The 26,833-nt window shown below is 69.5% G+C and carries 27 protein-coding genes and 3 pseudogenes; 16 read left to right on the top strand and 14 right to left on the bottom strand.

The window, feature by feature from the left end; genetic code table 11:
• The gene (locus tag AQJ46_RS08100) at positions 1–528 is read left to right on the top strand and encodes a GtrA family protein (protein WP_079072177.1); all 528 of its coding nucleotides are present in this window, start codon (positions 1–3) and stop codon (positions 526–528) included.
• Between the two features lie 34 nt (positions 529–562).
• On the opposite strand, the gene AQJ46_RS08095 is transcribed toward AQJ46_RS08100, so the two are convergent.
• Positions 563–1,453, bottom strand: coding sequence for a hypothetical protein (locus AQJ46_RS08095; RefSeq protein WP_059204919.1), 891 nt, complete (start codon positions 1,451–1,453; stop codon positions 563–565).
• 339 nt (positions 1,454–1,792) lie between these two features.
• On the opposite strand from AQJ46_RS08095, the gene rplM reads away from it, so the two are divergent.
• The 3 genes from rplM (at position 1,793) to glmM (ending at position 4,357) form a co-directional block, all read left to right on the top strand.
• Entirely contained in the window at positions 1,793–2,236 is a 444-nt protein-coding gene (gene rplM / locus AQJ46_RS08090; protein ID WP_057607896.1) for a 50S ribosomal protein L13, read from the top strand.
• 42 nt (positions 2,237–2,278) lie between these two features.
• On the top strand, positions 2,279–2,806 hold the full coding sequence (gene rpsI, locus AQJ46_RS08085) for a 30S ribosomal protein S9 (RefSeq protein WP_057607895.1): 528 nt from the start codon (positions 2,279–2,281) through the stop codon (positions 2,804–2,806).
• A gap of 192 nt (positions 2,807–2,998) precedes the next feature.
• On the top strand, positions 2,999–4,357 hold the full coding sequence (glmM, locus tag AQJ46_RS08080) for a phosphoglucosamine mutase (protein WP_059204918.1): 1,359 nt from the start codon (positions 2,999–3,001) through the stop codon (positions 4,355–4,357).
• Positions 4,358–4,409: 52 nt separating this feature from the next.
• On the opposite strand, the gene AQJ46_RS08075 is transcribed toward glmM, so the two are convergent.
• The 4 genes from AQJ46_RS08075 to AQJ46_RS08060 all read right to left on the bottom strand — a co-directional run bounded on the left by AQJ46_RS08075 (position 4,410) and on the right by AQJ46_RS08060 (position 11,541).
• Positions 4,410–5,330 carry a DUF389 domain-containing protein gene (locus tag AQJ46_RS08075; RefSeq protein WP_059204917.1) on the bottom strand — a complete coding sequence of 307 codons (921 nt, stop codon included), beginning with the start codon at positions 5,328–5,330 and terminating at the stop codon, positions 4,410–4,412.
• A 41-nt stretch (positions 5,331–5,371) separates the two neighbouring features.
• On the bottom strand, positions 5,372–6,340 hold the full coding sequence (gene coaA / locus AQJ46_RS08070) for a type I pantothenate kinase (protein WP_167368201.1): 969 nt from the start codon (positions 6,338–6,340) through the stop codon (positions 5,372–5,374).
• Between the two features lie 204 nt (positions 6,341–6,544).
• Positions 6,545–7,021: an SMI1/KNR4 family protein gene (locus AQJ46_RS08065; RefSeq protein ID WP_059204915.1), complete on the bottom strand. Its 477-nt coding sequence runs from the start codon at positions 7,019–7,021 to the stop codon at positions 6,545–6,547.
• Positions 7,018–11,541, bottom strand: a complete 4,524-nt coding sequence (locus AQJ46_RS08060; protein WP_159064003.1) for a ricin-type beta-trefoil lectin domain protein — start codon at positions 11,539–11,541, stop codon at positions 7,018–7,020. The genes AQJ46_RS08065 and AQJ46_RS08060 overlap by 4 nt, the downstream gene beginning before the upstream one ends.
• A gap of 436 nt (positions 11,542–11,977) precedes the next feature.
• Between AQJ46_RS08060 and glmS the strand changes: the two genes are divergently transcribed.
• Complete coding sequence (glmS, locus tag AQJ46_RS08055; protein WP_059204914.1) at positions 11,978–13,825, top strand: glutamine--fructose-6-phosphate transaminase (isomerizing); 1,848 nt, start codon at positions 11,978–11,980, stop codon at positions 13,823–13,825.
• Here the strand turns inward: glmS and AQJ46_RS08050 are convergent.
• From AQJ46_RS08050 to AQJ46_RS08035, 4 genes are all read right to left on the bottom strand, one after another.
• The gene (locus tag AQJ46_RS08050; RefSeq protein ID WP_059204913.1) at positions 13,812–15,590 is read right to left on the bottom strand and encodes a M16 family metallopeptidase; all 1,779 of its coding nucleotides are present in this window, start codon (positions 15,588–15,590) and stop codon (positions 13,812–13,814) included. The genes glmS and AQJ46_RS08050 overlap by 14 nt on opposite strands.
• A gap of 14 nt (positions 15,591–15,604) precedes the next feature.
• A complete protein-coding gene (locus tag AQJ46_RS08045; RefSeq protein ID WP_059204912.1) occupies positions 15,605–16,558 on the bottom strand; it encodes a tetratricopeptide repeat protein in 954 nt (317 codons plus the stop codon).
• Between the two features lie 66 nt (positions 16,559–16,624).
• Complete coding sequence (locus AQJ46_RS08040) at positions 16,625–16,813, bottom strand: DUF397 domain-containing protein (protein WP_059204911.1); 189 nt, start codon at positions 16,811–16,813, stop codon at positions 16,625–16,627.
• 8 nt (positions 16,814–16,821) lie between these two features.
• Positions 16,822–17,658 carry a helix-turn-helix domain-containing protein gene (locus AQJ46_RS08035; RefSeq protein ID WP_059204910.1) on the bottom strand — a complete coding sequence of 279 codons (837 nt, stop codon included), beginning with the start codon at positions 17,656–17,658 and terminating at the stop codon, positions 16,822–16,824.
• A 174-nt stretch (positions 17,659–17,832) separates the two neighbouring features.
• Here AQJ46_RS08035 and AQJ46_RS08030 point away from each other — a divergent pair, with 174 nt between their 5' ends.
• The gene (locus AQJ46_RS08030) at positions 17,833–18,234 is read left to right on the top strand and encodes an ATP-binding protein (protein ID WP_059204909.1); all 402 of its coding nucleotides are present in this window, start codon (positions 17,833–17,835) and stop codon (positions 18,232–18,234) included.
• A gap of 11 nt (positions 18,235–18,245) precedes the next feature.
• Here AQJ46_RS08030 and AQJ46_RS08025 read toward each other — a convergent pair whose 3' ends face one another.
• Both AQJ46_RS08025 and AQJ46_RS57125 read right to left on the bottom strand, forming a co-directional pair.
• Positions 18,246–18,869, bottom strand: a complete 624-nt coding sequence (locus tag AQJ46_RS08025; protein WP_059204908.1) for a histidine phosphatase family protein — start codon at positions 18,867–18,869, stop codon at positions 18,246–18,248.
• A gap of 2 nt (positions 18,870–18,871) precedes the next feature.
• Positions 18,872–19,021, bottom strand: a pseudogene (locus tag AQJ46_RS57125) (transposase family protein); the annotation flags it as partial.
• On the opposite strand from AQJ46_RS57125, the pseudogene AQJ46_RS59450 reads away from it, so the two are divergent.
• The 3 genes and pseudogenes from AQJ46_RS59450 to AQJ46_RS58415 all read left to right on the top strand — a co-directional run.
• Positions 19,016–19,177 (top strand): annotated as a pseudogene (locus tag AQJ46_RS59450) (IS21-like element helper ATPase IstB); the annotation flags it as partial. The pseudogenes AQJ46_RS57125 and AQJ46_RS59450 sit on opposite strands and share 6 nt — an antisense overlap.
• A gap of 98 nt (positions 19,178–19,275) precedes the next feature.
• Entirely contained in the window at positions 19,276–19,587 is a 312-nt protein-coding gene (locus AQJ46_RS08020; RefSeq protein WP_059204907.1) for a putative quinol monooxygenase, read from the top strand.
• Complete coding sequence (locus AQJ46_RS58415) at positions 19,584–19,706, top strand: hypothetical protein (RefSeq protein WP_263972859.1); 123 nt, start codon at positions 19,584–19,586, stop codon at positions 19,704–19,706. Before AQJ46_RS08020 ends, AQJ46_RS58415 begins: the two co-directional genes overlap by 4 nt.
• Positions 19,707–19,790: 84 nt before the next feature.
• Here AQJ46_RS58415 and AQJ46_RS08015 read toward each other — a convergent pair whose 3' ends face one another.
• Complete coding sequence (locus AQJ46_RS08015; protein WP_059204906.1) at positions 19,791–20,777, bottom strand: sigma-70 family RNA polymerase sigma factor; 987 nt, start codon at positions 20,775–20,777, stop codon at positions 19,791–19,793.
• Positions 20,778–20,933: 156 nt separating this feature from the next.
• Here AQJ46_RS08015 and AQJ46_RS08010 point away from each other — a divergent pair, with 156 nt between their 5' ends.
• Together AQJ46_RS08010 and AQJ46_RS51910 are read left to right on the top strand one after the other, a co-directional pair.
• Positions 20,934–22,433 carry an MFS transporter gene (locus AQJ46_RS08010; RefSeq protein ID WP_059204905.1) on the top strand — a complete coding sequence of 500 codons (1,500 nt, stop codon included), beginning with the start codon at positions 20,934–20,936 and terminating at the stop codon, positions 22,431–22,433.
• A gap of 378 nt (positions 22,434–22,811) precedes the next feature.
• On the top strand, positions 22,812–23,180 hold the full coding sequence (locus AQJ46_RS51910; protein ID WP_079072175.1) for a bleomycin resistance protein: 369 nt from the start codon (positions 22,812–22,814) through the stop codon (positions 23,178–23,180).
• Here the strand turns inward: AQJ46_RS51910 and AQJ46_RS08005 are convergent.
• Entirely contained in the window at positions 23,163–23,456 is a 294-nt protein-coding gene (locus AQJ46_RS08005; RefSeq protein ID WP_059204904.1) for a transposase, read from the bottom strand. The two genes, AQJ46_RS51910 and AQJ46_RS08005, sit on opposite strands and share 18 nt — an antisense overlap.
• 212 nt (positions 23,457–23,668) lie before the next feature.
• Positions 23,669–24,307, bottom strand: coding sequence for a TetR/AcrR family transcriptional regulator C-terminal domain-containing protein (locus AQJ46_RS08000; protein ID WP_059204903.1), 639 nt, complete (start codon positions 24,305–24,307; stop codon positions 23,669–23,671).
• 102 nt (positions 24,308–24,409) lie between these two features.
• Between AQJ46_RS08000 and AQJ46_RS07995 the strand changes: the two genes are divergently transcribed.
• From AQJ46_RS07995 to AQJ46_RS07985, 5 genes and pseudogenes are all read left to right on the top strand, one after another.
• Positions 24,410–24,658, top strand: a complete 249-nt coding sequence (locus tag AQJ46_RS07995; RefSeq protein ID WP_059204902.1) for a hypothetical protein — start codon at positions 24,410–24,412, stop codon at positions 24,656–24,658.
• A gap of 54 nt (positions 24,659–24,712) precedes the next feature.
• A pseudogene (locus AQJ46_RS58990) lies at positions 24,713–24,889 on the top strand (recombinase family protein); the annotation flags it as partial.
• 20 nt (positions 24,890–24,909) lie between these two features.
• Complete coding sequence (locus AQJ46_RS58985; RefSeq protein ID WP_349239174.1) at positions 24,910–25,155, top strand: helix-turn-helix domain-containing protein; 246 nt, start codon at positions 24,910–24,912, stop codon at positions 25,153–25,155.
• A gap of 342 nt (positions 25,156–25,497) precedes the next feature.
• Positions 25,498–26,382, top strand: a complete 885-nt coding sequence (locus tag AQJ46_RS07990; RefSeq protein ID WP_059204901.1) for a hypothetical protein — start codon at positions 25,498–25,500, stop codon at positions 26,380–26,382.
• Positions 26,383–26,412: 30 nt separating this feature from the next.
• Positions 26,413–26,784, top strand: a complete 372-nt coding sequence (locus tag AQJ46_RS07985; protein WP_057607882.1) for a holo-ACP synthase — start codon at positions 26,413–26,415, stop codon at positions 26,782–26,784.
• The last annotated feature ends 49 nt before the right edge of the window (positions 26,785–26,833 follow it).

The following is a 26,833-nucleotide window of genomic DNA, read 5'->3' as shown; positions in this document are numbered from 1 at the left end:
GTGAGCAGCGGACGTCACGCGCTTCCCTCCCGGTGGGGGAAGCTGTACCGCGAGATCGCGAAGTTCGGCATGGTGGGGGCGTCGGGCTTCGTCGTCAATCTCGCGGTCTTCAACCTCATCAGGACCGTCACGGACTGGCAGACCGTCCGGGCGAGCGTCCTGGCCACGGTCGTCGCGATCCTGAGCAACTACCTCGGGCTGCGGTACTTCGCGTACCGCAAACGGGCCCAGGAGGACCGCAACAGCCGCAGGAAGGAGCTGACCCTCTTCCTGCTCTTCAGCGCGATCGGGCTGGTCATCGAGAACTCGGTTCTCTATGCCACGACCTACGGGCTCGGCTGGGACGGCACGCTCGCCACCAACGTCAGCAAGTTCCTCGGCATCGGCGTGGCAACACTCTTCCGCTTCTGGTCCTACCGCACCTGGGTCTTCAGGACGGCCGGGAGCCGGGAGACGGCCGGCAGCCTGCCGGAACCCGTCGTGCCGTATCCCGAGCCCGTCCTGAGCGGCTCCTGGGAGCGGACCTGAGCGAACCTGACCCGGCGCGCCTCGGCGCGCCGGGTCACTCGCTCGCGGCCGCGGACGCCTGCGCCTCGCCGCGCCGGTTGATCTGGCGGAAGGTGAACTCGGCCAGGTTGTCGCCGATGCTGAAGACCGCGGTGTCCTTCTCCGTGACGTTCTTGCCGCTGGCGAAGCCGGCGATGGTGAAGTAGGCGTAGCGGCCGTAGGAGTTCGAGGTCGTGCGGCAGATCGCGGAGTTGCAGAAGGCCTTGACCGCGCCGCCGGACAGCGACTTGACGATGTCCTTCTTGGTGTTGACCTGGCTCTTCGCCTTCGCCGCCTGCGCCTCGGTGTCGAAGACGGCCACGCCGACCGTCACCGAGACGCCGTCCTTGGTGTAGCTGACCCGCATGAACCGGGTGCAGCTGTTGGCCTTCAGGACCTTTCCGAGGCTGGGCTGGACCGTGTCGGCGGCGGCGCAGTTCTTCGTGTCGGCCGTCGTCCCCTTCTTGTACACGGTCGAACCCATGGTCAGCTGGGTGCCCGGGAAGAGGATCTGCGCGCCGAGCGGGGCCGTGTCCTTGGCCTTGCTGGCGATGAAGTCCCTCGGGTCCAGCGGGGGCGGCGCGCTGGTCGGCGCGAACGACGGCGTGGTCCCGGTCGCGCTCGGGATGTCGGCGGTCGCCGGCAGTGACGAGGTCGGCTTGTTCGCCTCGTCGTCGCCGTTCGCCGATACGACGGCCATCGCCACGGCGGTGCCTATCGCGACCGTGGCGACCGCGCCGCCGACGATGAAGAACAGCCGACGGCGCCTGTTGCGGATCTCGGACGCCTCGGCGAGCGCGGCCCAGTCCGGAGTCTGCTCGCCCCCGTCGCTGCCCCACGGCTGCTGCGACTGCGGTTTCCAGGGATCCCACTGGGACGGGGGTCCCCCCTGCTGCCCAAAGCTCATGGGGCGCATCTTAGACGGGGGACAGGAGGTGCTGTGGGGCCTGTGGACACTGGCCCGGGGACCTTTCCGGCAGGGGTGTACATCTCGGTCCCCGAGGTGCTGTGACGCCTGCCGCGGCGGACTCGTTTTGACCCGTCCGGGGCAGCGCGGGTAACCTTGCGGTTTGTTATGCGTATCGGCTTGGTCGTTCTCACGCGAGAGGCCCTTACGTAGGTTCCCTGGAGCAGTTACCAGTGGGCGGCATACGGGCAGCGTCCCCGGCACTGTCGTCCCCAGCTGCACGATCGCTTCAGTGATGCCATGTGTCAGCACCCATCCACTGAAGAAGAAGGCTGCGAAGTGCGTACGTACAGCCCCAAGCCCGGCGATGTGACTCGCCAGTGGCACGTCATTGACGCTCAGGACATCGTCCTGGGCCGTCTGGCTACCACCGCTGCGAACCTCCTCCGTGGCAAGCACAAGCCGACCTATGCCCCGCACATGGACATGGGCGACTTCGTCATCATCATCAACGCCGACAAGGTTCACCTGTCCGGCAACAAGAAGACCCAGAAGCTGGCGTACCGCCACTCCGGCTACCCGGGTGGTCTGCGCTCCGTCCGCTACGACGAGCTGCTGGCGAAGAACCCCGAGAAGGCCGTCGAGAAGGCCATCAAGGGCATGATCCCCAAGAACTCCCTGGGCCGTCAGATGATCAGCAAGCTGAAGGTCTACTCGGGCGACCAGCACCCGCACGCTGCGCAGCAGCCGGTGCCGTTCGAGATCACCCAGGTCGCGCAGTAGTTCCGGCCACCCCCTAAGACAGAAAAGAATCTGAGGAGCATCGTGGCCGAGACCACTGTTGAGCAGCCGGTCGAAGAGACCGAGACCGAGCTCGTCGACATCGACAGCTACACCACCGAGTCCGAGGTCCCCGTCGAGGGCGAGTACACCTCGGAGTCCATGGCGTCCCGCTTCGGCGACCCGCAGCCGGCCGCCGGCCTGGGCCGTCGCAAGAACGCCATCGCCCGCGTCCGGATCGTCCCGGGCACCGGCAAGTGGAAGATCAACGGTCGCACCCTTGAGGACTACTTCCCCAACAAGGTGCACCAGCAGGAAGTCAACGAGCCCTTCAAGGTGCTCGAGCTCGAGGGCCGCTACGACATCATCGCCCGCATCGCGGGTGGCGGCGTCTCCGGCCAGGCCGGTGCGCTCCGTCTCGGTGTCGCCCGCGCGCTGAACGAGGCCGACGTGGACAACAACCGCGGCGCCCTCAAGAAGGCCGGCTTCCTCCGTCGCGACGACCGTGCGGTCGAGCGCAAGAAGGCCGGTCTCAAGAAGGCCCGCAAGGCCCCGCAGTACAGCAAGCGTTAATCTTCGCTGCCTGTTCTGCTTCGTACCTGCTCGTTCCTGCGAGTCAGCAGTACGTACGTTCGCCCCGGCGGCACGCCACAGTGCCGCCGGGGCGTTCGTTTATCACAGCCTTAGGCGTATAAACGGCACAAGGCGCTCAAAGGCTCATGTGATCGGATGATCTCCGTAACTGACGCTTCCTCAGGAGGACAAGTGGGACGACTCTTCGGCACGGACGGCGTGCGCGGTGTCGCCAACGCGGATCTGACGGCCGAGATGGCGCTCGGTCTGTCGGTCGCGGCGGCGCACGTGCTGGCCGAGGCGGGTACGTTCCAGGGCCACCGGCCGACGGCGGTGGTCGGGCGGGATCCGCGCGCGTCCGGGGAGTTCCTGGAGGCCGCCGTGGTCGCGGGCCTCGCGAGCGCCGGCGTGGACGTGCTGAAGGTCGGTGTGCTGCCCACGCCCGCCGTGGCGTATCTCACGGGTGTGCTCGGCGCCGACCTCGGCGTCATGCTCTCCGCCAGCCACAACGCCATGCCCGACAACGGCGTCAAGTTCCTCGCCCGCGGCGGGCACAAGCTCGACGACGAGCTGGAGGACCGGATCGAGGCGATCTACGACGCGCACCGGCACGGTGAGCCCTGGGAGCGGCCGACCGGCGGCGGTGTCGGCCGGGTCCGCGAGTACACCGAGGGCTTCGACAAGTACGTGGCCCATCTGATCGCCGTACTGCCGAACCGGCTCGACGGGCTGAAGATCGTCCTCGACGAGGCGCACGGCGCTGCCGCCCGGGTGTCGCCGGAGGCGTTCTCGCGGGCCGGCGCCGAGGTGATCACCATCGGTGCCCAGCCGGACGGGCTCAACATCAACGACGGGTGCGGCTCCACGCATCTCGGACCGCTGAAGGCCGCCGTCGTCGAGCACGGGGCGAACTTCGGCATCGCGCACGACGGGGACGCGGACCGGTGCCTCGCCGTCGACCACACCGGTGAGGAAGTGGACGGCGACCAGATCATGGCCGTGCTCGCGCTCGCGATGAAGGACCGGTCGGCGCTGCGGTCCGACACCGTCGTCGCGACGGTCATGTCGAACCTGGGGTTCAAACTGGCGCTGGAACGGGAGGGGCTCCGGCTCGTCCAGACCGCCGTGGGGGACCGGTATGTGCTCGAGGAGATGAAGGAGCACGGGTACGCCCTCGGGGGTGAGCAGTCCGGGCACGTCATCATCCTGGATCACGCCACGACCGGCGACGGGACGCTGACCGGGCTGATGCTGGCGGCTCGCGTCGCGGAGAGCGGGCGGTCGCTGAAGGAGCTGGCATCCGTGATGGAGCGGCTGCCGCAGGTGCTGATCAATGTGCCTGACGTGGACCGGTCGCGGGTTTCGACGTCCGGGGAGCTGGCGGCGGCCGTGACTGAGGCCGAGCGTGAACTCGGCGCCACCGGACGGGTGTTGTTGCGGCCGTCGGGGACCGAGCCGCTGGTGCGGGTGATGGTCGAGGCGGCGGACATCGATCAGGCCCGGACGGTGGCGGGGCGGTTGGCTGATGCGGTGAAGTCGGCGCTCGGCTGAGTTGCCGGGCGGTCTTGGGCGGGGGCGGGAGGGTTGATACAGCCCCGCGCCCCTAAGAGCGCTTCCGCCAGAGCCACTTCTGGCACAGCAGGGTCAGGGTGCCCGCCAGCACGATGCCCAGCAGGTTCAGCAGGAGCTGGTTCGTCGAGCCGACCGTCTGGCCCATGTCGCCGTAGGCCAGGGCCACCGCCGCGTTGGCCGCCGCCGGGACCGTGGTGACCGAGATGGCCACTCCCACCAGGGCCCCCGACTTCGCCGAGGTCAGGCTGAGGGTGCCGGCGATTCCCGCCAGGACCGCCACCACGAACGAGAAGGCGTCGGGGGCGTAGACGAAGGCGGTGTTGGGGCGGTCGCCCTCAAGATCGGACTTGTGGAAGAGGTCCAGGGCGTCCATGAACCAGGTGAAGCCGACCGTCACCGCCATCGCCACGGCGAAGCCCACCAGCAGGGCGATCAGCGAGCGCACCGCCAGGCGCGGGTGACGCTGGACGATCGCCGTGCTGAGGGCCGCCAGGGGGCCGAACTCCGGGCCCACCGCCATCGCGCCCACGATCAGGATCGCGTTGTCCAGCACCACACCGCAGGCCGCGATCATCGTGGCCAGCGTGAGGAAGGCGAGGTAGGTGATGGAGAGCGTCGACTCCTCGTGCGTCGCGTCGGTCAGGTGCTCCCAGATGACGGCGTCCACGCCTTCGCCGGGTGCGTCGTCCTCGGCCTTGTCCGCGCGCTCGGAGAGTGACAGGTCGATGTTCTCGACGGCGATGGAGCCGGTCTTGTCGAGGTCCAACTTCCGCAGGGTGCCGATGAGTTCGTCACCCGCCTCGCGGGCCACGTCGCACATCACGACGTCACCGGCGGGGTTGCGGGCGGCGCCCGGCATCACGACGAGGTGCGTGGCGCCGACCGTCTTCTCGATCAGGCGGACCACGTCGTCGGTCTTGTCGGCCGGGGTGATCAGGCGCAGATGCAGCATGACGCCTTTCTAACAGGCGTACGTCAACAGGCCTACGGCCTTCAGAGCTTACGGAGGCTGAGCCTGCGCACCTTGTGGTCCTGGCCCTTGCGGATGACGAGGGTGGCGCGGCCGCGGGTGGGGGCGATGTTCTCCACCAGGTTGGGCTTGTTGATGGTGCGCCAGAGGGTGCGGGCGTAGTCGACCGCCTCCTCCTCCGAGACCTGGGTGTACTTCCTGAAGTACGAGTCGGGGTTCTGGAAGGCGGTCCGGCGGAGCTTCTTGAACCGGCTGAGGTACCAGCGCTCGATGTCCTCGGCGCTCGCGTCGACGTACACGCTGAAGTCGAAGTAGTCGGCGAGACCGACGCGGGTGCGGCCGTCCGTGCCGGGGAGGGCGGGCTGCAGGACGTTGAGGCCCTCGACGATCAGGATGTCGGGGCGGCGGACGGTGAGCCGCTGGTCCGGGACGATGTCGTAGATCAGGTGGGAGTAGACGGGGGCGGTGACCTCGTCCTTGCCCGCCTTGATGTCGGCGACGAAGCGGGTCAGCGCGCGGCGGTCGTACGACTCGGGGAAGCCCTTGCGCGACATGAGCCCGCGGGCCTCCAGCTCGCGGGTGGGGAGCAGGAAGCCGTCGGTCGTGACCAGCTCCACACGCGGGTGCTCGGGCCAGCGGGAGAGCAGGGCCTGGAGGAGACGGGCGACGGTCGACTTGCCCACGGCGACCGATCCCGCGACGCCTATGACGAAGGGGGTGCCGGACTGGGAGCCCTGCTCGCCGAGGAAGGTGTTCAGGGCGCCTCTGAGGCCGTCCGTGGCGCCGACGTAGAGGTTGAGGAGCCGGGACAGCGGGAGGTAGATGTCCCGCACCTCGTCGAGGTCGATGACGTCACCGAGACCGCGCAGCTTCTCGACCTCTTCGGCGTTCAGCGGGAGCGGCGTCTTCTCGCGCAGCGCGCTCCACTCGGCGCGGGTGAGGTCGACGTAAGGAGTCGCCTCCGGCTTGTGCCGGTGGGCGCTCCGGGGCATCGGGGAGACCGGAGAGATCACAGTCCATTGTTAACGGAGTTTGAACGGGGTGGGGGGTGGGGTGGGTCACGTCGGGTGGTGATGGCCTGTTTGGCCTGACCACGTCACCTGTCCTCTTAGGTGCGATCACTCGGCGCGGCACGTGAGGGAGGCCGCACATCGCGTGTGCGGCCCCCCTTGCCGGAGTCTGTTCTGCCGAGCGGGTCAGCTCAGGTTCTGCCTGCACTCCGCGAGGGCGAACTCACCGTAGCTGTCTGCGATCTTCTCCATGAGCCCGCCGTGAGGCACTCCTGGGTTCCAGGCGAAGACGGGATATTCGCCGTCCTCGTCAGGCTGAGAGGTGTCGAGGACCACGACACCCCAGACGTCGTCGTGCATGACGACCATGAAGTGCTGGGGGAGCCCCAGCGCGGCCCGGTCCTCCCGGGTGTGGGCGGGAGTGCCCAGCAGGTCCTCGCCTCCGGCAGGTGTCCGGTACAAACCGAGGAACTCCGTGGGTGGGACCTCCCACGTGCCGAACTCCTTGATGAGCCGCCGATAGGAGGGCGGGAAGGCGAGAGCCATCTCCGCTTCCGCTCTTGCGATCATCTCCGGAGGACAGCCGGTGCCGTGATGAGCCAGGTCCTCGTTGTCACGCAGAAGGCTGATCACTTGATCAGCCGCCCGCAGAGCCTTCGTCATGAGAAGTCCTTCGCCCTGTTCTTCCAGTACGCCGTCTTCCACCTCTCGAACTCGGGCCTGTCGATCCCGCTGGGGATCTTCGTGCCCGACTTCCAGTGCAGCTTGCCGTAGTTGTCGAAGTGCATCGCATCGGTGACTTCGGCGATCGGCCCGTCCTGAGTCTGCAGCATGTGGTGGAGGTTCATGGGCTTGTCCACACCACCGCTGGCGGTCCGGCCCGGGCCCATCGGGGCGAGACCCTGCGTCATCCGCTTCAGGTTGGTACGGCCGTACGGGTCCTGGGGGGAGACGTAGTCCGGGTTGATCAGATCGTCCCGCTGGTACACCCGCTGACCCTCGTAGTCGGTCAGCTTCCAGAACTTGCACGGCAGCCCGTTCGATGCCGCAGCGGCCAGCGCCCTGGTCATCCGGGCGACACCGTCGACGACCCGGCAGGCCTCCGCAACATCGTCCTCGAACGCGGCCACCGTACGGCTGATGTTGGCGACGGCGCCGGCATCCATGTTCAGGGCCCGCAGCGCCTTGTAGGCGTCGGCGACGCCGACCCCGGTGCGCAGTGAGGCGTCGAGAGCGCGGATGCCGTCGACCACGGCCTGTGTGATCTTGCCGCCGAAGACGAAGGCCGCGACGTCGAAGATCACCCAGCCGCAATCGCCCAGGCTTCCGCTCGCGCCGCCCGGGACCACCTTCTCGGCGCAGTGGATCCAGTGTCCGACCAGAATCTCCACCGGGTCGATGCCCGAGTTGAACTCGGTCATCGAGATGGTCTTGGTGACCCTCTCCGTCTGGGGATCGACCGGCTGCGTTCCGAGGAACAGGGTCTCCCAGTCCGGGCATCCGGCCTGCGTGGCGGGCAGGTCGAGGGCCGTGCAGAGGTAGACGTCGATCTCGACCTTGTACGTGATGGTGGCCGTGACCGTGCAGTCCCCGACGTGGATGATGACGTTGCAGTTGTCCTTCTTGACGTCCTTCGGGTCACCGATCGCCTCGATGCGGTCGACGATGAAGACGTTGCCGATGCCACCGGCTGACGTGCCCTTCTGGATGCTGCTGTTCTTGTCCGCCGTCTCCGTGCGCGAGGAGGCCTCCTGGGCCTCCGTCGCGTACTTGTCGGCGTCCTTTGCCGCCTCCTCCGCCTCCGTCGCCGCCACGTCCGCGCGGTCGGCTGCGGCTCGGGCGTCCTTCGCCGCCTGTTCTGCTTCCGAGGCGGCGGCGCGGGCCGCTTCCGCGTCGAGAGCGGCCTGGTCGGCTGCTGCGCGGGCGGAGCTGGCGTAGCCCTCGGCGCGGCCGGCTGCCGCGTCGGCGGCCGCCGCGTCCTCGGTGGCCTGGCGGTCGTACTCGACCGTGCGGGCCAGTGACTGCGTGGCCTTGGCGGCTGCCTCCGCCGCGTCGGCCGCGTAACCCAGGGCCTCCTTGGCGTAGCCGCGGGCGTCCCTCGCGTAGCCGGCGGCCTTGGCCGCGTGCTGGAGGGCCTCCTTGGCGTCGGCCGTCGCCTGGTCGGCGATGACCTGGGCGGCCGCGGCCTCCTCCTGCGCGTTCTTCGCGTGGGCCTCGGCCACCGCCTGCTGCTGCTCGGCGATCGTCTTCGACGCCTGCCCGCTCAGCACGACGAGCGAGGCCGCCGAGTCGGTGGTGAGGTAGGGCGAGCCCAGCTGGATCGCGTCGTTCGCCGGGGCCGCAACCTGTTCCGCGGACTTCGCCGCATCTATGGCGGCCTGGGCGGTGACGTGGGCGAAGCCCAGGGCCTTGGCAGCGGCGAGACGGGCGTTCGCGGCCTCCTTGAGGGCCTCGTTCGCGTGGCCCCTTGCTTCCTTGGCGTGCGCCTCCGCCTCGTCGGCCAGCTTGACCGCCGTCTTCGCTTCTTCGGCGGCGTGCGCGGCGGCCTTGATGGCATCGGCGACGGCCGCGGTGGCAGTGCGTACGGCGGCGTCCGCCTTCAGCTTGGCGGCCTGGGCGGCGTCCGAGTCGGCGCGGGCCCGCTTGGCGGCGGCTTCGGCACGGGTGGCGGCGGCGTCCGCCTCGGCGGCGGCCCGGGTGGCTGCGTCCGCGGCGGAGCGCGCGTTCACCGCGGCCGTCTCGGCGATGTCTGCCTGTCTGTCCGCCTCGTCGGCGGCGGACCGGGCAGCGGTCGCCGCGTCGCCGGCGTCCAGCGAGTCGGCGTAGGCGCCCTTGGCGTCGGCCTTGGCACGGGCCGCGTCGGCCTTCTGCTCGGCCTCCCAGGCGTCGTCCCGCTTGGCCTTGGCGTTGTCGCGGGCCGCGACCGCGTCGTCCCGCCTGCTGTTGGCGGTCTTCTCGGCGGACTCGGCCTTGTCCTTGGCCTCGTTCGCCTTCGACGCCTCGGCCTGGGCGGTCTGCTTGTACTGGTTCGCCTCCGCCTGCTTGGCCTCGGCGGTCTCCTTCTCCTTCTTCGCCGTCGCTTCCTCGGCCTCGGCCGCGAGCCGCCGGGAGTGTGCCTCGGCTGCGGCCGCCTTGGCGTCGCCCTCGGCCTTCAGGGCCTCGGCGAGCTTGGCCTCCGCGGTCTCCTTGTCCTTCTTGGCGTTGTCGCGGTGGACCTTCGCCGCGTCGGCGGCGGCCTTCGCCTGGAGCTCGGCCTTCTCGGCGGCCTGCTTGCGGAACTCCGCCTTCACCTGTGCGGCCTGGGCCAGCGCCCGCTGGGTGATGGTCGCGCTGTCCGCGGCGGCGGCACGGGTGGCGGCCTCGGCGGTCTCGCCGGCCTTCACCATCGCCGTGAGGGCGGCTACGGCACCCTTGGTGACCTGTGCCTTCTGCTGGCCGACCAGGAGGCCGCGGCCTCGCGGGGCGCCGTTGCCGTCCGCGATGGTGTACGCGGCCTGCTCGGCGGTGTCGGAGGCGGTGGCCGCCTTCTGCGCGGCGGCGAGCTGGCTCTTGACGGCGGCGAGCTTGTTCGCCGCCGCTGCCCGGGCCTTGGCGATGTTGGCCGTGGCCTTGGTGAACTGGGCCGTCGGCGGCACCGTGCCGGTGTGCCCGGACGGCTTGGCCGTGACCTTCTGCGGGGTGCCGCCGGAGCAGGTCCACAGCCGGGAGTCCTGGCCGCTGTCGTACGTCGGCAGATCCAGGCACTTTCCGGTGCCGACGTTCTTCAGCGGTGTGGCGGCGCGGACGTTGTACTCCCAGGTCTGCGCCGGGGAGCTGCTGCACGTCAGCAGCTGGATCTTCGTGCCGTTCGCCGAGTTGTTGCCGGCCACGTCGAGGCACTTGAGGGACTTGACGTTCCGCAGGTGCAGGCCCTTGTCGTCGCCCTCGACCCGCCACTGCTGTCCGGCCGAGCCGTTGCAGGTGTAGATCTGGACGATCGTGCCGTTGGCCGTGCCGCCGCCCGCCGCGTCGAGGCACAGGCCCGACTTGCCGGTCACCCCGATCGTCGTCGGCGCGTCACCGATCCAGCCGACCCCGCCCTCGGACCAGTAGTCCTGCCAGCGGGTGAGGCGGTCGGCGGCCCAGGACTGGCCCAGCAGGTCACCGAGTGCCTTGGAACCGGCGGCGAGGGCCGCGACGGTGTCCTTGTTGGCGGTCAGGATCTGGTTGCGCTGGGTGGCCTGGGAGGCGATCTCCTGCTGCCACTCGGCAGCTGCGGTGGCGCCCGCGTCGCTCAGCACGCCGTTCGGGTCGAGCGGGTCACGCCAGGCGCAGCCCGCGAAGCGGGACTTGAGGTTCTCGACCGCGATCCGGTACTCGGCGCTGCCGGGGTCCGGGGCGGTACGGGGGAAGCCGCCGGACTCCAGGAAGACCCGGGCGTCGTCGGCGCCCGCGTTCATCCCCGGGCCGCCGTGCATCCAGTCGAACGCGCTCCGTTCGGCGAGCGCGCGGTTCCACTCGTCGGACGGCAGGGACGGGTCCGGGTCCGAGCCGTAGAGCGGAGTCCCCAGGGCGTCGACGGCCTTGAGGGTCTTCTCGTCGGTGGCGGGCGTCGAGTCCTTGTAGAAGTCGCCGTCGTTCTTCCAGAACCGGTCGGAGATCCACGCGGCCAGGCCGGTCTGGCCGTAGAAGCTCTGCTGCCCGTCGTTGCTGGTGCCGGGCGGCCAGTGGAAGCCGGTCTCGGTGAAGCCGGCCGGGGTGGTGAGCCCCTCGACGGGCACCTTCCAGGCGTCCCGGAGGGCGTTGATGGAGTCGAGTTCCCGGGCAGAGAGATCGCGGTCCTTCTGATACGCCGCCGCCAGCGGCGTCTGCTCCCAGTGGGCCCGGTCGGCGAGCGTGTGCAGCTTGTCCTGCGGCTGGTTGAGCGCGTCCTGGGCGGTGGTGGCCATGGACGTGCCGCCCAGGCGCAGGACGTCGGCCATCAGGCACTGGTCCTGCCGGAGCTGTTCGGCGGCGGTGTCCTGGTACCAGGGGTAGCTGTCACTCGCGGGGACGGCGTCCTGTCCGATGTTCTGGACGACGGGGCCCGAACCGACGGCTATGCCGGCCAGGAGCGCGGTGGCGAGGACGGGCGGGAGGAGCCGGGCTGTCGCTTTGACGGCGATTCGTCTCGGCTTTGTGGACGGTCTGGGTCTCAGGCGCACGTGTGTACCCCCTGTCGGGGGGAAATCCGCGGATCCGCCCCGAGGACCGGCGCGTGCAGGCACTGCGGCATGCCGGTGTGACCCCCGTTGCGCGGCGACGCTGTTCCCCCGGTCGCTGGCGTGAACTGAGCGCCGACGGTCTGGTCATGATCCGGTCAAGCGCGCGTTACTTTAGGCAGCTGTCGAGTGGTTCGGGCAAGGGCCTTTGGCCAGCGGACCCGCTGTGGCGCGAAGTCACCGGTGGTCCCCGAGCGGCCGTACGGAAGACGTGATTCCTCCGTTTCCAGGGGAGTTCTGTGGTGTTCCTGTGGTCAATCGGTGAGGTTCGTGGGTGCGAGGAATGCAAAGTTGGCGCGATTCCGCCCCCTGCCGCGATATCCGGAATCGGGCACGAAGTGCCGTGTTTCGACGCCCGATGACCCCTAGGCTGCCGCGCATGTGCGGAATCGTGGGATACGTGGGGTCGCAGTCGGCGCTCGATGTCGTGATGGCCGGACTGAAGCGACTGGAGTACCGGGGGTACGACTCGGCAGGGGTCGCCGTGCTGGCGGACGGCGGGCTGGCGGCGGCCAAGAAGGCCGGGAAGCTGGTCAATCTGGAGAAGGAGCTGGTGGAACGGCCGTTGCCGGCGGGGCTCACCGGTATCGGGCACACGCGGTGGGCCACGCACGGCGGGCCGACGGATGCCAACGCGCATCCTCATCTGGACAACGCGGGCCGGGTCTCCGTCGTCCACAACGGCATCATCGAGAACTTCGCCCTGCTGCGGGCCGAGCTGGAGGACCGGGGACACGAGCTGGCCTCCGAGACGGACACGGAGGTGGTCGCGCACCTGCTCGCCGAGGAGTTCTCGGTGACGGCCGACCTCGCGGAGGCGATGCGGCTGGTGTGCCGGCGGCTGGAGGGGGCGTTCACGCTGGTGGCCGTGCACGCCGACGAACCGGACGTCGTCGTGGGCGCCCGCCGGAACTCGCCGCTGGTCGTCGGCGTCGGTGAGGGCGAGGCGTTCCTGGCGTCGGACGTGGCGGCCTTCATCTCCCACACCCGCTCCGCGATCGAGCTCGGCCAGGACCAGGTCGTCGAACTGCGGCGCGACGGCGTGACGGTGACGGGCTTCGACGGCCGCCCCGCCGACGTCCAGCCGTACCACGTCGACTGGGACGCCTCCGCCGCGGAAAAGGGCGGCTACGACTACTTCATGCTCAAGGAGATCGCCGAGCAGCCGAAGGCGGTCGCCGACACGCTCCTGGGCCGCATCGACGCGGCCGGCTCCCTCAGCCTCGACGAGGTGCGGATCAGCGCCGCCGAGCTGCGGGAGGTGGACAAGGTCGTCATCGTGGCCTGCGGTACGGCCTTCCACGCGGGGCTCATCGCCAAGTACGCCATCGAGCACTGGACCCGTATCCCCTGCGAGGTGGAGCTGGCGAGCGAGTTCCGCTACCGGGACCCGATCCTGGGCCCGCGGTCCCTCGTGATCGCGATCTCCCAGTCCGGGGAGACCATGGACACGCTCATGGCGCTGCGGCACGCCCGCGAGCAGGGTTCCAAGGTGCTGGCGATCTGCAACACCAACGGGTCGACGATTCCCCGGGAGTCGGACGCGGTGCTGTACACGCACGCCGGGCCCGAGGTCGCCGTGGCGTCGACGAAGGCGTTCCTGACGCAGCTCGTGGCGTGCTACCTGGTGGCGCTGTACCTGGGGCAGGTGCGGGGGACCAAGTGGGGCGACGAGATCTCCGCCGTCGTCCGGGACCTGTCGCACATCTCCGGTGAGGTCGAGCGCGTGCTGGAGACGATGGAGCCGGTGCGGGCGCTGGCGCGGTCACTGGCCGACAAGAAGACCGTGCTGTTCCTCGGGCGGCACGTCGGGTATCCGGTGGCGCTGGAGGGCGCGCTGAAGCTCAAGGAACTGGCCTACATGCACGCCGAGGGCTTCGCGGCGGGGGAGTTGAAGCACGGGCCGATCGCGCTGATCGAGGAGGACCTGCCGGTCGTGGTGGTCGTGCCCTCGCCCCGGGGGCGGTCGGTGATCCACGACAAGATCGTGTCCAACATCCAGGAGATCCGGGCCCGGGGTGCGCGGACGATCGTGATCGCGGAGGAGGGGGACGAGGCGGTGGCGCCGTACGCCGATCACCTGATCCGGATTCCGGCCACGCCGACCCTGTTGCAGCCGTTGGTGGCTACCGTGCCGCTGCAGGTGTTCGCCTGCGAGCTGGCCACGGCCCGGGGCAACGAGGTGGACCAGCCGAGGAACCTGGCGAAGTCGGTCACTGTGGAGTAGTCGGCTGCCCGGTCCGGTACAGGTTGCGGGCGGCGTGGAGCAGCCAGAACTCCAGCGCGAATCCCGCGATCGCGGCGATGCCGATCCCGGGTTCGTCGATTCCGTGGACGAGGAGGGTGACGAGGAGCACGGGCCACAGCGTGGCCAGCGCGGTCACGAGGACGAAGTGGCCCGTCACCCGCCCGGCCGCCCTCGCCGTCCGGCCTTCGGTGTGTTTCGACTCGTCCGCCGGAGTCCGCGGGGCGGGGGCCGTCCGTTCGCGCGGCTGAGGGATCTCCTCTGCCGGGCGGGCCGAAAGGGGCACAACCGCGGAGGCGGGAACAGCCTTGTCCAGTACGGCGATCCGCTCGGCCGTGACATCCCCGAACAGGGTCGGCTCCACGGCCACGCGGAAGCCGTCGAGGCCGGTCAGACCCCGGGCCCCGTCGGGGCGGGTGGTCATCGCGGCACAGCCGTCGTACCGCACGGTGACCAGGCCGCCCGGCGTCGACAGCGTCACGCCCGCTTCCCCGATGATCAGCGTGACGTCCTCGTCCTCCAGGGACGGGTGCAGGGTGCCGGAGACCCCGGACGGCGAGAATCGGGGGGCCGGGGTGAGGCCCGCCCAGTCGGCGCCCCGGGTCGGCACCTGGAGCAGCCCGCCGTCCCACGCCTCACGGGCGACCTCGCGCAGGTCGGCGACGCCGACCGCCTCGAGTTCGGCCCTGTGCTGCTCAGGAGTCAGGATCGGGTGGCCGATCAGCAGACTGAGCGCGTACGACGGCAGCAGGGCCGCGCCGAGATCGGGGACGTCGTAGCGCTTGAGCAACTTCCCGCGCGCGGAGTTCAGTTCGGCCTGTTCGATACGGCCCGCGCGCAGCCGGGCGAAGACGTCGACGAAGCCGCCGACCGCGGCGTCCTGCTTCTGCGGCAGCGCGTCGGCGTACGCGGTCAGGGTGGCGAAGTCGGCGTCGCGCGGGGAGTAGTCGGCCTCCGCCGAGTACGAGTAGCCGCCCTTCTGGCGCAGGTCCTGGAAGAGGGCGCGGCCCAGCACCTCGGCGAACACGGCGGCCGCGGTGGAGCGGCGCAGGACGGAGGTGAAGACGAGGTGGCCGTCTTCGCCGCGGAGGTAGGCGGGCGTGACGGGGAGCGCACTGGACGGCGCCGGGGTGGGGAAACGGCGGCCGGCGGGCAGGCTGAGGTCCAGGCCGTCGGGTACGCGGTCCGCGGTGAGGAACAGCACCGCGTTGTCCCGGGTGAAGCGGGTCTCGGCCCAGTGGCGCACCTGGTCGGGCGTCAGGGTGCGGGTGCCGTGTTCCTCGTAACTGGACAGGCCGTAGCCCTGGGCGCCGTACCGCCAGAGCGGCATCTGGGACAGGGCACCCTGTCCGCGGCTGCCCGCCTCCGTGCGCAGAATCTCCTTCTCCGTCTCCAGACGGTCCATCGGCAGGTCGCGCAGCGCCGCGCAGACGCTGTTGAGGTACGTGACGACCTCGTCCTCGTCGCCGGTGACGTGGAAGAGGGTGTACGTGCTCGCCGTGGCGCCGTTGTAGTGCAGGTCGGACAGGCCCAGGCGGTACAGGGCGAGGTGCTCCACGAGATGCGTGATGCCGGAGGTGGGCAGGGTCTCGTCGGCGTGGCCCACCCGGAACATGAGACCGGCGGTGATCTCGCCGGGGCGCGGGGCGAAGAGGGTGGGGATGCCGTGGACGGTGGTGTGGCGGACGATGCCGTCGAGAACGCCGAGGGCGTCGAGGGCGGTGGCGGAAGTGTCGTGCGTGGTCATGGGCGTCTCCTCCCTCAGAGCGTCGCCAGTGCGGCGGTGCGGTACTCGGTGAACCGGGTCTTCCAGTCGGGCAGGTACCGCCAGAAGGACTCGGAGGCGGTGTCGCCCAGGGCGGTGAAGTGCCGGGCGGCGTCCTCGAGATGGCCGCCGAGGGAGAAGGCCAGGGCGAAGGTGCTGTGGCTGCCGGTCCAGTACCAGTCGCGACGGTGCTCCGGGTGCAGGACGGACGAGCGGGCGGCGCGGCGCAGTTCGTCGCGGACCGATTCGTTCCGCAGGTACTCCGCGGCCTGGGCACCTTCCAGCTCGGTGAAATGCTCGATGTGGGCCTCGGCGACCAGGACGCCGGAGTGCGAGCCGTCCGGCGCGGTGCTCGCGCACTGCTGGGCGAAGGCGTGCGCGGCCTCCCACGAACCGCCCCACTTGGGGCACAGCTGCAGCAGCAGGTGCGACTGCGCGTGGATGTGGTGCGGGTGGTGCTCCACGAGCCGGTCGTAGCGCCGCCGGGCCTCGGACTGCCCCAGCGCCAGCCCGCGGGCGGTCGCCAGCCGTGCGGTCCATGCCGGGACGTACGCCGGATGCTCGGCACACACCTCGATCAGCAGCAGTTCCGCCTTGCGCAGCCAGTCGTGGAACAGCTCGGCCCGGTCCCACGGGACGTCCTCGGCGCGGGCGTGGCCCCGGGCGCGCCAGCCGAGGTGGATGTACCGCTCGGCGAGGAGGGTGCGCGGGAGTGGGTCGGTGGGCTGTGCCTTCACGGCTTTCTCCAGGAACCACTCGGTCCGCTCGACACCGGCGAGGAGCGCTGCCGCGAACGAGACGTCGACGGTGGAGGGGATTTTCGCGAAGAAGGCCTGCGTGGTTTCCCAGTCGCCGTCCCAGGCGGCGGAGCGGAGCGGGGCGAGTCCGGGCACCGCGTCGAAGAGATCGGTCACCGGTGGTCTGGTCCCGCCGACAGTACTTTCGCCCATACGACGGTCCCCCTGGCCGAGTCGATACGCGGTGCTGCGCAGGCTAGCAGGAGGGGTTACGCGGGGTTACTGAGATAGCGGGGTGGTCTTGAGGGCGTTGATGAAGGCCGTGAAGGTGGGGGTGGGGAGGGTGAGGGCGGCTCGGGTGGGGGCTTTGGAGTCGCGGATGGACACGTGGGTGGGGGAGTTGGCTATCTCGACGCATTCGTTACCGTCGCCGCCGCCGGAGTAGGACGACTTCCGCCAGTTGTCCATGGGGTCCCTCACAGCTCCTCTGCCAGCCGGTGGATGAAGTCACGGGTCTGGTCCGGTTCGAGTGATACGGCCTCCACCATATGGAAGCGCGTTCGATAACTGCGGAGCTGGGCCTCGGCGTCGACAAAGATTGAGCCATGGGGCGTGTCCCGTACCACCGTGTCCAGCTTGGGCAGCGGGCCGCCCACGTACGTCATCGTGCTGGAGGCTCTGGCGAAGCCGTCCAGGTCGAAGGGAATGGCACGCAAGGTGATGTGGTCCGCCTCGGACAGCTCAAGGAGGCGGGCGAGTTGGGCCTTTGAGGCGGTGCGGTCGCTGACCCTGATCCGAAGAGCGGCCTCATGGATCACCGCTTTGTACGGGATGGTGATCTGCTGGCGTGCCTTCCGGTGCTGGATGCGCAACTCCATCTCGTCATAGGTGAGTTCGGGCAGCCTGTCCGAGAAGACGGCACGGGCGTAGTCCTCCGTCTGCAGCAGGCCCGGCACGTACAGGACGGCAACGTGGTGCTGGAACCGGGCATGGTGCTCCAGCTCGGACAGGTCCAGGAAAGACGTGGGCAGCAGGCCTCGATACTCCTCCCACCAGCCACGGGTCCGGTCGGTGGCCATCGCAACCAACGCTTCGATGAACTCCTTGTCCGTACAAGCGTAGTGGGACGCGAGGCGACGCAGACGTTCCTCGCTCACGCCTGCGAGCCCGGATTCGATGTGGCTCATCTGGGCGCGATTCGCCCCGAGTAGCGCTGCGGCCTCGATAGCGGTGAGTCCTGCCGCCTCGCGGAGTCTGCGCAGTTCGGTCCCCAGCCGTACCTGGCGTGCAGTGGGTTCGCGCCTCAGGACCATGGGTTGCTCCTCGTTCGGGGGCGGATCACGTGATCCGCTTGCTCCGGTCCACATGTTAGCCCTACCGTCAGTGACGCAGCGCTTACTCTGCGGAAGTGCACCGCTCCGTCCTGCCCTGACGTACGCGGCACCGCCACCGCAACCAACCAGCCCTCACCTGAACGGAGTTGACCTGTGCCCGAAAACGAACCCTGGGAGTACACCCTGTACATCCCGAACGACGTCCGAGCCGTCACCGTCGCCCGCCGCACCCTCCGCCTGATCCTCACGATGCACGGCCTGATCCGCCTGACCGACACCGCGGAGCTGCTCGCGGCCGAGCTGGTCTCGAACGCCGTACGCCATACGCAAGGACCGGCCGCGCTGCGGGTGCGCTGGTCGGCGGGGGTGCTGCGGATCGGGGCGTGGGACGCGGACCCCGAACCTCCGGAGCCGCCAGGTGAGTTGGGGGTGTTCGGGGAGGAAGGGAGGGGGCTGGCGCTGGTGCGGGCCTGCGCGGATCTGTGGGGGTGGCAGCCGTTGGCCAGACACGGCAACCGGGGAAAGTACGTGTGGTGCGAGCTGGCCGCGGCCTGACCGGCGCGGGGTCAGATGTGCGACTCGGGAGGGAAGCCCGTCCAGCGCAGCTCGGCGGGCAGGTGCCGCATGTCGTTGGAGACGAGGACGGAGGCCGCTCGGCCGGGCGCGTAACGGATGACCGTGAGCGCCGCGTTGCCGTGGTTGAGGCCGAGCCAGCGCCACTTCGGGGCGTGCATGGCGTCCCGGACGAGCCAGGCGACGAGGAAGTTGTGGGTGACGACCAGTTCGTGCCGGTCCGCTTCGCCGTCCACCGGTCCGGTGAACTGGTCGAGTGCCTGGAGGGCCAGCGCAGCGCCCTGCTCCCGCTCGTCGTCGGTGGTGTCGGCGAGGAAGCGGAGGTAGAAGTCCGCTGATTCGGGCGGGAGTTCGTTCCTCTGGGGTACGTAGGGCACGTAGTCGCCCGCGACTTCCGAGACGCGCAGGGGGACGCTCTTCAGTTGGTCGCGGATCAGGCGGGCCGTCTGTGCTGCCCGCGGCAGCGGACCGTGATGCACGGCCGTGAAGGGGATGTCCTGGAGCCGTCGGCCGAGCAGTGCGGCCTGCTGTCGGCCGGCCTGGCTCAACCCGCTCTCGTCCGGCAACGCCTCGCCGTGCCGGGCGAGGTAGAGGTAACGGGTGGCTGTGCCGGTCATCGCGGGCTCCTCCGCACTCTCACCTCTGTGCCGTCGATGCGCAGTTCTATGCCCTGGGAGGCCGCGCAGGCAAAGACATCGCGCAGGGTGCGAAGGCGCAGGCCGGGTTGGCCGGGGACAGCGAAGCCGCGGGCCGCGAGCCAGGTGGCGATCACCCGGTCGGCGAAGACCAGCTCGAGGCTGCGATGGCCGGCTCAAAGGTGAAGTACGTCGTGGCGACGAGGCTGGTCAACGAACTGGTCGAGGCGGCCGACAACAGGCAGCTGACGACCATCGCCCACAATGGGACGACTGGTCGACTTGCCATCGGCGGAGGAAGCCGCGTGACAGAATTTTCGGGACAGCGGGACAGGCTCGAGCGCGGATTGATCAAGCGAAAGGGTGAACACGCGTGTCCAGTGGGAAGATGTTCAGCGTCTACGGGCGAATGACCGCACTGCCCGGTCGGCGTGACGAGCTGATCGACTTGCTCCTTGACGGACTCCGCGCCGGCGGCGACGACAGCGGCCTGCTCGCGTACAGCGTCAACGCAGCTTTCGACGACCCGGATACGGTTTGGCTGACACAGCTGTGGATCGACAAGGAAGCACACGACGCGACCACGCGTTCCGAACCGGTCGCGGCGGTGACTCGCCAGGTTCCTCCACTCCTGGCTCAGCAACCCGAAGGCTTCTACGGCCACGCCGTCCATGCCGGCGGCCGAACCGCCAAGTCTTGATCAGCGCCGGGCACAAGCAGTGGCGGTCGCTGCGGCGCTGGATCGGGCGGCGCGAGTACTACGACGAGACCCACCTGGCCATCGCCGGCCTGGTCTCAGACCGCACCGACATGAGGTGATCACCCACCAGCCAAACCGCCAGGCCAGCACGCCCCAACCTCAATCGCGCACTAAGCAGTAGTCAGCTGGTCGGACAGGGGTGGTCATCCTCTGGGCAGGGTGCGGGGGAACCCGAAGCGGGCGAGGATTCCCGGGTCTGCGAAGCGGGTGAGCGCGTGGATCTGGTTGCTCCGCAGCGTGAGCACGATGAGGCCGCTGGCCCGCCAGATCGGCGCGCTGGGGTCGGGGAGGTAGAGGACGAAGGCGGGCTGGCCGTTGGCCCGGGTGGGGAGGAATTTGAGGTCCTGGCCGCCCAGGTGGTCCATGAGGAATCCGGCGATCGGCCGGGGCCCGCGGTGCTCGTCGGGTTCGGGTGGCATGGTGAGCCGGGCGTCGTCGGTCAGGAGGGTCACCAGTTCGTCGAGGTCGAAGCGCTGGAACGCGCTGACGAACCGGTCGACGATGGCGGCCTCGGCCGGGGATTTGGGAACCGGCACGTCGTGCGGGTCCTGGTCCGGGCGTAGGCCGGCTCGGGCCCGGATGAGCGCGCTGTTGACAGCGGCTTGAGTGGTGCCGAGGCTGTCGGCGGCTTCGGCCGCCGGGAAGCCCAGCACGTCCCGGAGCACCAGGACCGCCCGCTGCTGGGGTGGCAGGTGCTGCAGGCCCGCCACGAAGGACAGGGCGATCGATTCCCGTGCGTCGTACCGGGCTTCGGGGCCGGGGGTCAGGTCGTCCAGATCATCGGGGTAGGGCTCGAGCCACCACGGCTCGTCGGACCGTGCCTGTCCGGCCCATCCCGCGCCCCGATCGGGCGGGTCGGCCGACTGTGGGCGGCGGGATTCGCCGCGCAGGTAGTTGAGGCAGCGGTTGGTGGCGATCCGGTACAGCCACGCCCGCAGCGACCGGCCGTCGAACCGGCCGATCGAACGCCATGCGGACAACAGCGCCTCCTGAAGCACGTCCTCAGCGTCCTGGACCGAGCCGAGAATCCGGTAGCAGTGCGCCTGCAACTCGCGGCGGTGGGGATCGACGAGCTCGCGGAAGGCCTCACCGTCGCCGGCCTGGGCAAGGGCGAGGGTCGCCTCGGTCATGGTGGGACCTGTCCTTTCACATGGCCGCCTGGATAACGGCTCCTAAAAGATGCAACACCGGCGGTGGCTTGGATTCATCGCCGTGAGTCGGCGAATCGGCGGGATGGCCGGTGCTTCAAGTGGTGAGGACCTGACCAGTGACGACCGGAGGCGCACATGACCTCAGTGGACCCCAGAAACGACATCCGCGGCCGGGTGACCGCGGCGCCCGGCGACGTGCGCCGGTGGCGGGCGTTCGCGCTGCTTGCCGTGGCGTGCTTCATGACAGCGGTCGATCTGTTGATCGTCAATGTCGCGCTGCCGACGATCGGCGCCGAGCTGCATTTCGCCGAGTCGGACCTGCAGTGGGTGGTGACCGCGTACGCGATCACCTTCGGCGGCTTCCTGCTGCTCGGCGGCCGGGCTGCTGACCTGCTCGGCCGCAGGCGGATGTTCATGGCCGGGCTGGCGGTGTTCACCGCGGCCTCGCTCGCCTGCGCGCTGGCCACCAGCGGTGCGTTCCTGATCATCATGCGCGGGATCCAGGGCCTGGGCGCGGCCGCGGTGCTGCCCGCCGCGCTGTCCATCGTGATGAACATGTTCCCCGAGGGGACCGAGCGCAACAAGGCGCTCGGCATCTGGGGCGCTGTCGGCGCCAGTGGAGCGACCTTCGGCGTGCTGGCCGGCGGCGCCCTCACCCGGTACGGCGGCTGGCCCTACATCTTCTACCTGAACGTCGCCGTCGGCGGGGCCGCGCTGCTGCTGACCCGGCGGGTGGTGCCGGAGAGCAGGCTGACGGCCGCACGCCGTCGCTACGACCTGCTCGGCGCCATCACCGTGACCGGCGCACTGGTGCTCGCGGTCTACGCGATCTCGCAGGCACCGGCCGTCGGGTGGACGGCCGCCCGAACCCTGGCCGAGCTGACGGCGGCGGCGGCCCTGCTGGCCGCGTTCGTGGTCATCGAGGCCAGGGCGGAGGCACCCCTGCTGCCACTGCGGCTGTTCCGGCTGAAGACCCTTGCCGGATCCAACGCGGTCGGCTTCCTGCTCGGGGCCAGCTTCTACGGCTACATCTTCATCGGCACCCTGTATATGCAGCAGGTGCTCGGATACTCCGCGATGACGACGGGCCTGGCCTGGCTGACCGTCGGCCTGACCGGAGTGGTACTCGCCGTCCCGGCCCAGCTCCTGGTCACCCGCACCTCGGCCAAGCTGGTGATGGCGGCCGGGATGACCCTGACCGGGTCCGGGATCCTGTGGGCGACCCAAGCTCCCGTGCACGGGAGCTTTTGGGCGAACCTGGCCGGCCCGTTCTTCCTGACCGGGACCGTCACCTGGGTGTTCATCCCGGTATCGATCGGAGCCCTGGTCGGCGTTACCGAGCGCGACGCGGGGATCGCTTCCGGGCTCATCGACTCCTCCCAGCAACTCGGCGGCGCGATCGGGATAGCCGTCGGGTCGACCGTGACGGCCACGCACTCCCGGAGCCTGCTCGGCCACGGCCACGCTGCAGCGGACGCCCTCACCGGCGGATTCCACCAGGCACTGTGGGTCTGCGGGCTCGTCGGGCTGACCGCCGTCCCCGTCGCGCTTCTCCTCGTCCGCCGTACCGAGATCGCCCCGACCGCCGCGGCCACCATACGACCGCAAGCCCAGGCGCCCGCCCCCGCCGACTGATCGCGGGCGGGCGCCGATTGGCAGCCTGCCTTATGGGCGAGACCGCCGGCGCACCTTCCAGATCGCCGTGGGCCGCTCGAATGACACCGACGGGTCGATGCGGCGGTTGGCCGACGTGGGGCGCCCGCAGCTGGGCCCGTGATCACGACACCAACCACCTGAGAAAGAGAACGACAATGCGCAAACTGATCGAATCGACCCTCGTCTCGCTGGACGGCGTTATCGAAGCGCCCGAACGGTGGGCCAGCGACGGCCCGGGTCCGGCACCTCGACGAGCAGAACACCGCCGAGCGGCGCATCTCAACCCCGCCCGTCCACTCCCGGCCGCAGACCGGACACTCCGCCGTATCTGGGGCACCCGCATGCGAGACTGACCAAATGTCAGAAGTGGCCTTCACGAGCGTCGCACCCGTTGTCCCCGTCCGAGACCTCGACGCCGCTCTGGACCGATACCGTCGTCTGGGCTTCGCGGCGCACGCCTACGAGGGTCCGAATCGTTACGGCTTCGTCGAACGGGGCTCGGTATCGGTTCACCTCAGTGAGTGGGCCGAGCACGATCCTTCTCGCACTGGCGCCGTGATTTACCTCTATGTGAGCGACGCTGACGCGGTCTATGCCGGATGGAAGGCTTCCGGCATCGAGGGTCGCTTCGTAGAACCAGCGGACACACCCTACAAGCTCCGGGAATTCACGTACGTGGATGCCGACGGAACGGCTCACCGCGTGGGATCACCGCTGCCAACCTGAGAGGGCGGGATGTGAGTCTCTGTCCAGGCCGTCGTCACGCCACCGGTAGAAGTAGTACTTGACCGCCGAGGCCGGCGGGAAATCGGTGGGCAGCAGACTCCACTCGCAGCCGGAGCGGTTCTGGTGGAACAGCGCGTCGACGACCCGGCGCATCTCGTAGTGCCCCTGATGGTCGCTGACCGAGGGATGCGCCGCCTTCCACGCGGTGATCACGGGCTCGATCAGCGCCCACTGCGCATCCGTGGTGTCGGTGTAATAGCCGCGGCGCTCGCTCACCGCACCAGCCCAGCACCACCGCCCCTGACACGCGGCCGATTCCGGCCGCTGTTACCGAAACACGCGATGACAAACCAGCGCAAACCCCCTGAGCCTGCATCGGTGGCCACGCCTGACCCCGACTCAAAGACGGGTCGAACCGAGGTCCGCATCCCACCCTCCCAGGCGGCGCATGAGAGACATCGGGTCGCGCCGGCACCGACTGTCGCCGATCACGATACGGTGCCGGCCTTGGCTGCGGCGCCCTCGATCACCACGTCAAGGCATTCGCGGAACAAGTCGTCGACGGTGCGGCCGTCTTGGAAGTACTCGGCGATGCCTGCCACCATCGTCGGATGCCGCTCGGTGAATGCGGCCATGTCGAAGTCCTTCATCGCATCCGCGTCGGCGTCCGGGCGAGGGGCCTGTTCCTCGAGGACGTGGCCGACGGTGAAGCGCTCCACCGTCAGCACAATCACCCGGGCCTGCCGCAGCGGGACGCCTCGGGCCACCAACGTACTCATGGCCAGCTCGGAGATCGCGGCCAGTTTGCGACAGAGTTGGGCCGCCGACAGGATACGAGCACCGTCCGGGTGGGCCAGCAGCGCGCGACGCAGCCGTTCGGCGAGTCCGCCCAGCCAGTCCTGCCAGGGTTCTCCCAGATCCGGCGGCGTCAGGTCGGGGAACTCCTGGTCGAGGATGGCCTCGGCGAGCGCGGTCACCAGCGCCGCCTTGTTGGGCACATGCCAGTAGAGGGTCGGCGACTGCACGCCGAGCCGCGCGGCCAGCTTGCGTGTCGTCACGCCGTCGAGGCCCTCGTCGTCCAGCAGAGCTACGGCCTCGTCGACGATCCGCTGTCGGTCCAATGCCAACTCGGCACACCTCCCGGACTGACTCTATCAGTGCTAGGGTCTCTCTATCGGTGATAGAGAGATGCGCCGCCGCGCGCGTCGTACGCCCAAGGAGGATGAAAGATGGCAGGCGAACACTCGCTGCGGGATCTGCTGCACAGGGCGACCCATCGCGTTCCAGGAGTCCCCGCTCACGTCGGGCACCGCGCCGGGCATCAGGGCAAGGCCCCCCAGTGCCGCGCGCTGCGTCACACCGCCGCACGTGACCGGTCGCGGAACGGCTCATGGAACCACTCGTCCGCCCGTCCGCCCCGCGTGCTGGCGGCATGGCAGCGCCGGATCGCAGACTTCTTCGGCCAGGAGCTGGGATGAAGGCGGCGGTGCATCGCCCCGCAGCGTCCAGCCCGCCCGAAGCTGGATCTCGTCATGCGGCTGCTGCGTGAGGGCGACACGTTGAAGGTGACCCGGCTCTCCCGCTCCGTGCTGCACCTGGTGACCCTCGGCGCGGAGCTGCGCGAGCGCGGCATCGGACTGCACGTCATTGAGCAGGGCATCGACACCGCCACCATGGAGGGGCGGGCCATGTTCGGGATGCTGTCCGTACTGGCAGAGCTCCAGCGTGAATTGATCGTGGCGAACACCAACGACGGGCTCGCCTCCGCCGGGCGCGGGGACGGGTCGGCGGGCGCCGGCCGAAGCTCACCGAGGACCAGGCCGCGCTCGCCCAACGGCTCTACGACGAGCGGGAGAAGACCGTCCAGCAGATGGCCCACCCCTGCGGCGTCCCACGGTCCACCGTGTACGGGCACCTCGACAAGACCAGGACCGTGCCTCGCCAGCCGAAGAAGACCGCGGTCACGAAGCCCTGAAAGCTACCGGCGGGTTCCTTGTTCCCTGGTGTCCGGGCTAGGACTCCGGGGCCGTGCCGGCGGTTCCGGTACGACGGGCGGCGGTTCGGGTGGCAGGTCCGGCACCGTCCCTCAGAACCCCAACAGCGGCCCCACCCCTCCGTCCGCACCGCCCCGACCGTCTCCCACGCCGGAGTGGAGTTCGGGTGCCTGGCAGCCCGGCGACCCTGTGGAGACGACCGCTCCAGTCATAACGCCCGGGCAGGGTTGACCTGCGAGGGGAACGTTTCGGCGCTGCTCGAAAGGGTGAACGTACTCCGCGTTTTCGGATGGACCGGTCGGTGATCGATCTACCTTGCGCACATGGTGGAGCGGCCCGAGATTCTGGGATCCGTGTTCGAGGTGCTGGGTGTCCCCTTGTCCGCGAAGGCGACCGTGGACGCCGTCACCACCGACGTGACGGAGACGCGGCCGCTGGAGCGGCGTGTGGACACCGTGTTGCGCATCGGCCCGTCCGACGGGGAAGACTTTCTGCTTGCCATCGAGTCGCAGTCGGGCAGGGTCGCGGGCAAGGAGGCGAGTTGGGCGTACTACGTCGCCTACCTCCAGGCGAAGTTCCGTCTGCCCGTGTTGCTGCTCGTGGTCTGTCAGGACGGGCCCACGGCCAAGTGGGCGGCCGGCCCCTTCGACTGCGGCACGCGTGGCTGGACGGCGCTGCGGGTGTATCCGCTGGTGGCAGGGCCTGACAACCTGCCGGTGATCACGGATGCCAGGACCGCGGCGAAGAACCTCGCTCTGGCCGTGCTCTCCGCCCTGGCACACGCCCGCAATCCCGACTGCGACGCCATACTGGAGGCGATCAGCAGCGCCCTTCAGGAACTCCGGGAGACCGATCCCGACACCGCCGAGTACTTCTTCGACTTCCTGGAAGTCACCCTGGGCAAAACCCCAGCCGGAGAGAAATGGAATCGGATCATGTCGTTCGTCAGCTACTTTCCCGGCCGGGGAACCGTTCGTGAGACGGCCTACCTGGAAGGCAAGACGGAGGGAAGGGCAGAAGGCGAGGCCAAAGGGATCCTGTCCGTGCTGGAGGTGCGCGGCATCCCCGTGACCGACAGTGTGCGCGAGCGCATCACCAGCTGCACCGATCTCGACCGCATGGACACCTGGCTGGAGCGTTCCCGCACGGTCGAGCGGGCCGAGGACCTGTTCGACGACGAGGGGAATGCCGACAAGTCGATCGCGTGACCGGCGCCGGGCGGATCGTAAAGTGCCCGGATGAGCATCATCGGTGTCGGTATCGACGTGGCGGAGATCGACCGGTTCGCGGCGTCCCTGGAGCGGACGCCCGGCCTGGCCCAACGGCTCTTCCGGGACGACGAGTTGCTGCTGCCCGGCGGGGAGCGGCGGGGTGTCGCCTCGCTGGCGGCGCGGTTCGCCGCCAAGGAGGCCTTGGCGAAGGCGCTCGGCGCCCCCGCGGGCCTGCACTGGACGGACGCCGAGGTCTACGTCGAGGACAGCGGCCAGCCGCGGCTGCGGGTGACCGGGACGGTCGCGGCGCGGGCGGCGGAACTCGGGGTGCGGTCCTGGCACGTGTCGCTCAGTCACGACGCGGGGGTGGCGTCGGCGGTGGTGATCGCCGAGGGGTGACGAACGGGCGCGGGGCGGCGGGCGTCTGCTCAGGTCGCGTTGTCGTGGC

Source organism: Streptomyces canus (assembly GCF_001514145.1).
Taxonomy (GTDB): Bacteria; Actinomycetota; Actinomycetes; order Streptomycetales; family Streptomycetaceae; genus Streptomyces; species Streptomyces canus.
This window is presented reverse-complemented; position numbering and strand designations above follow the sequence as displayed.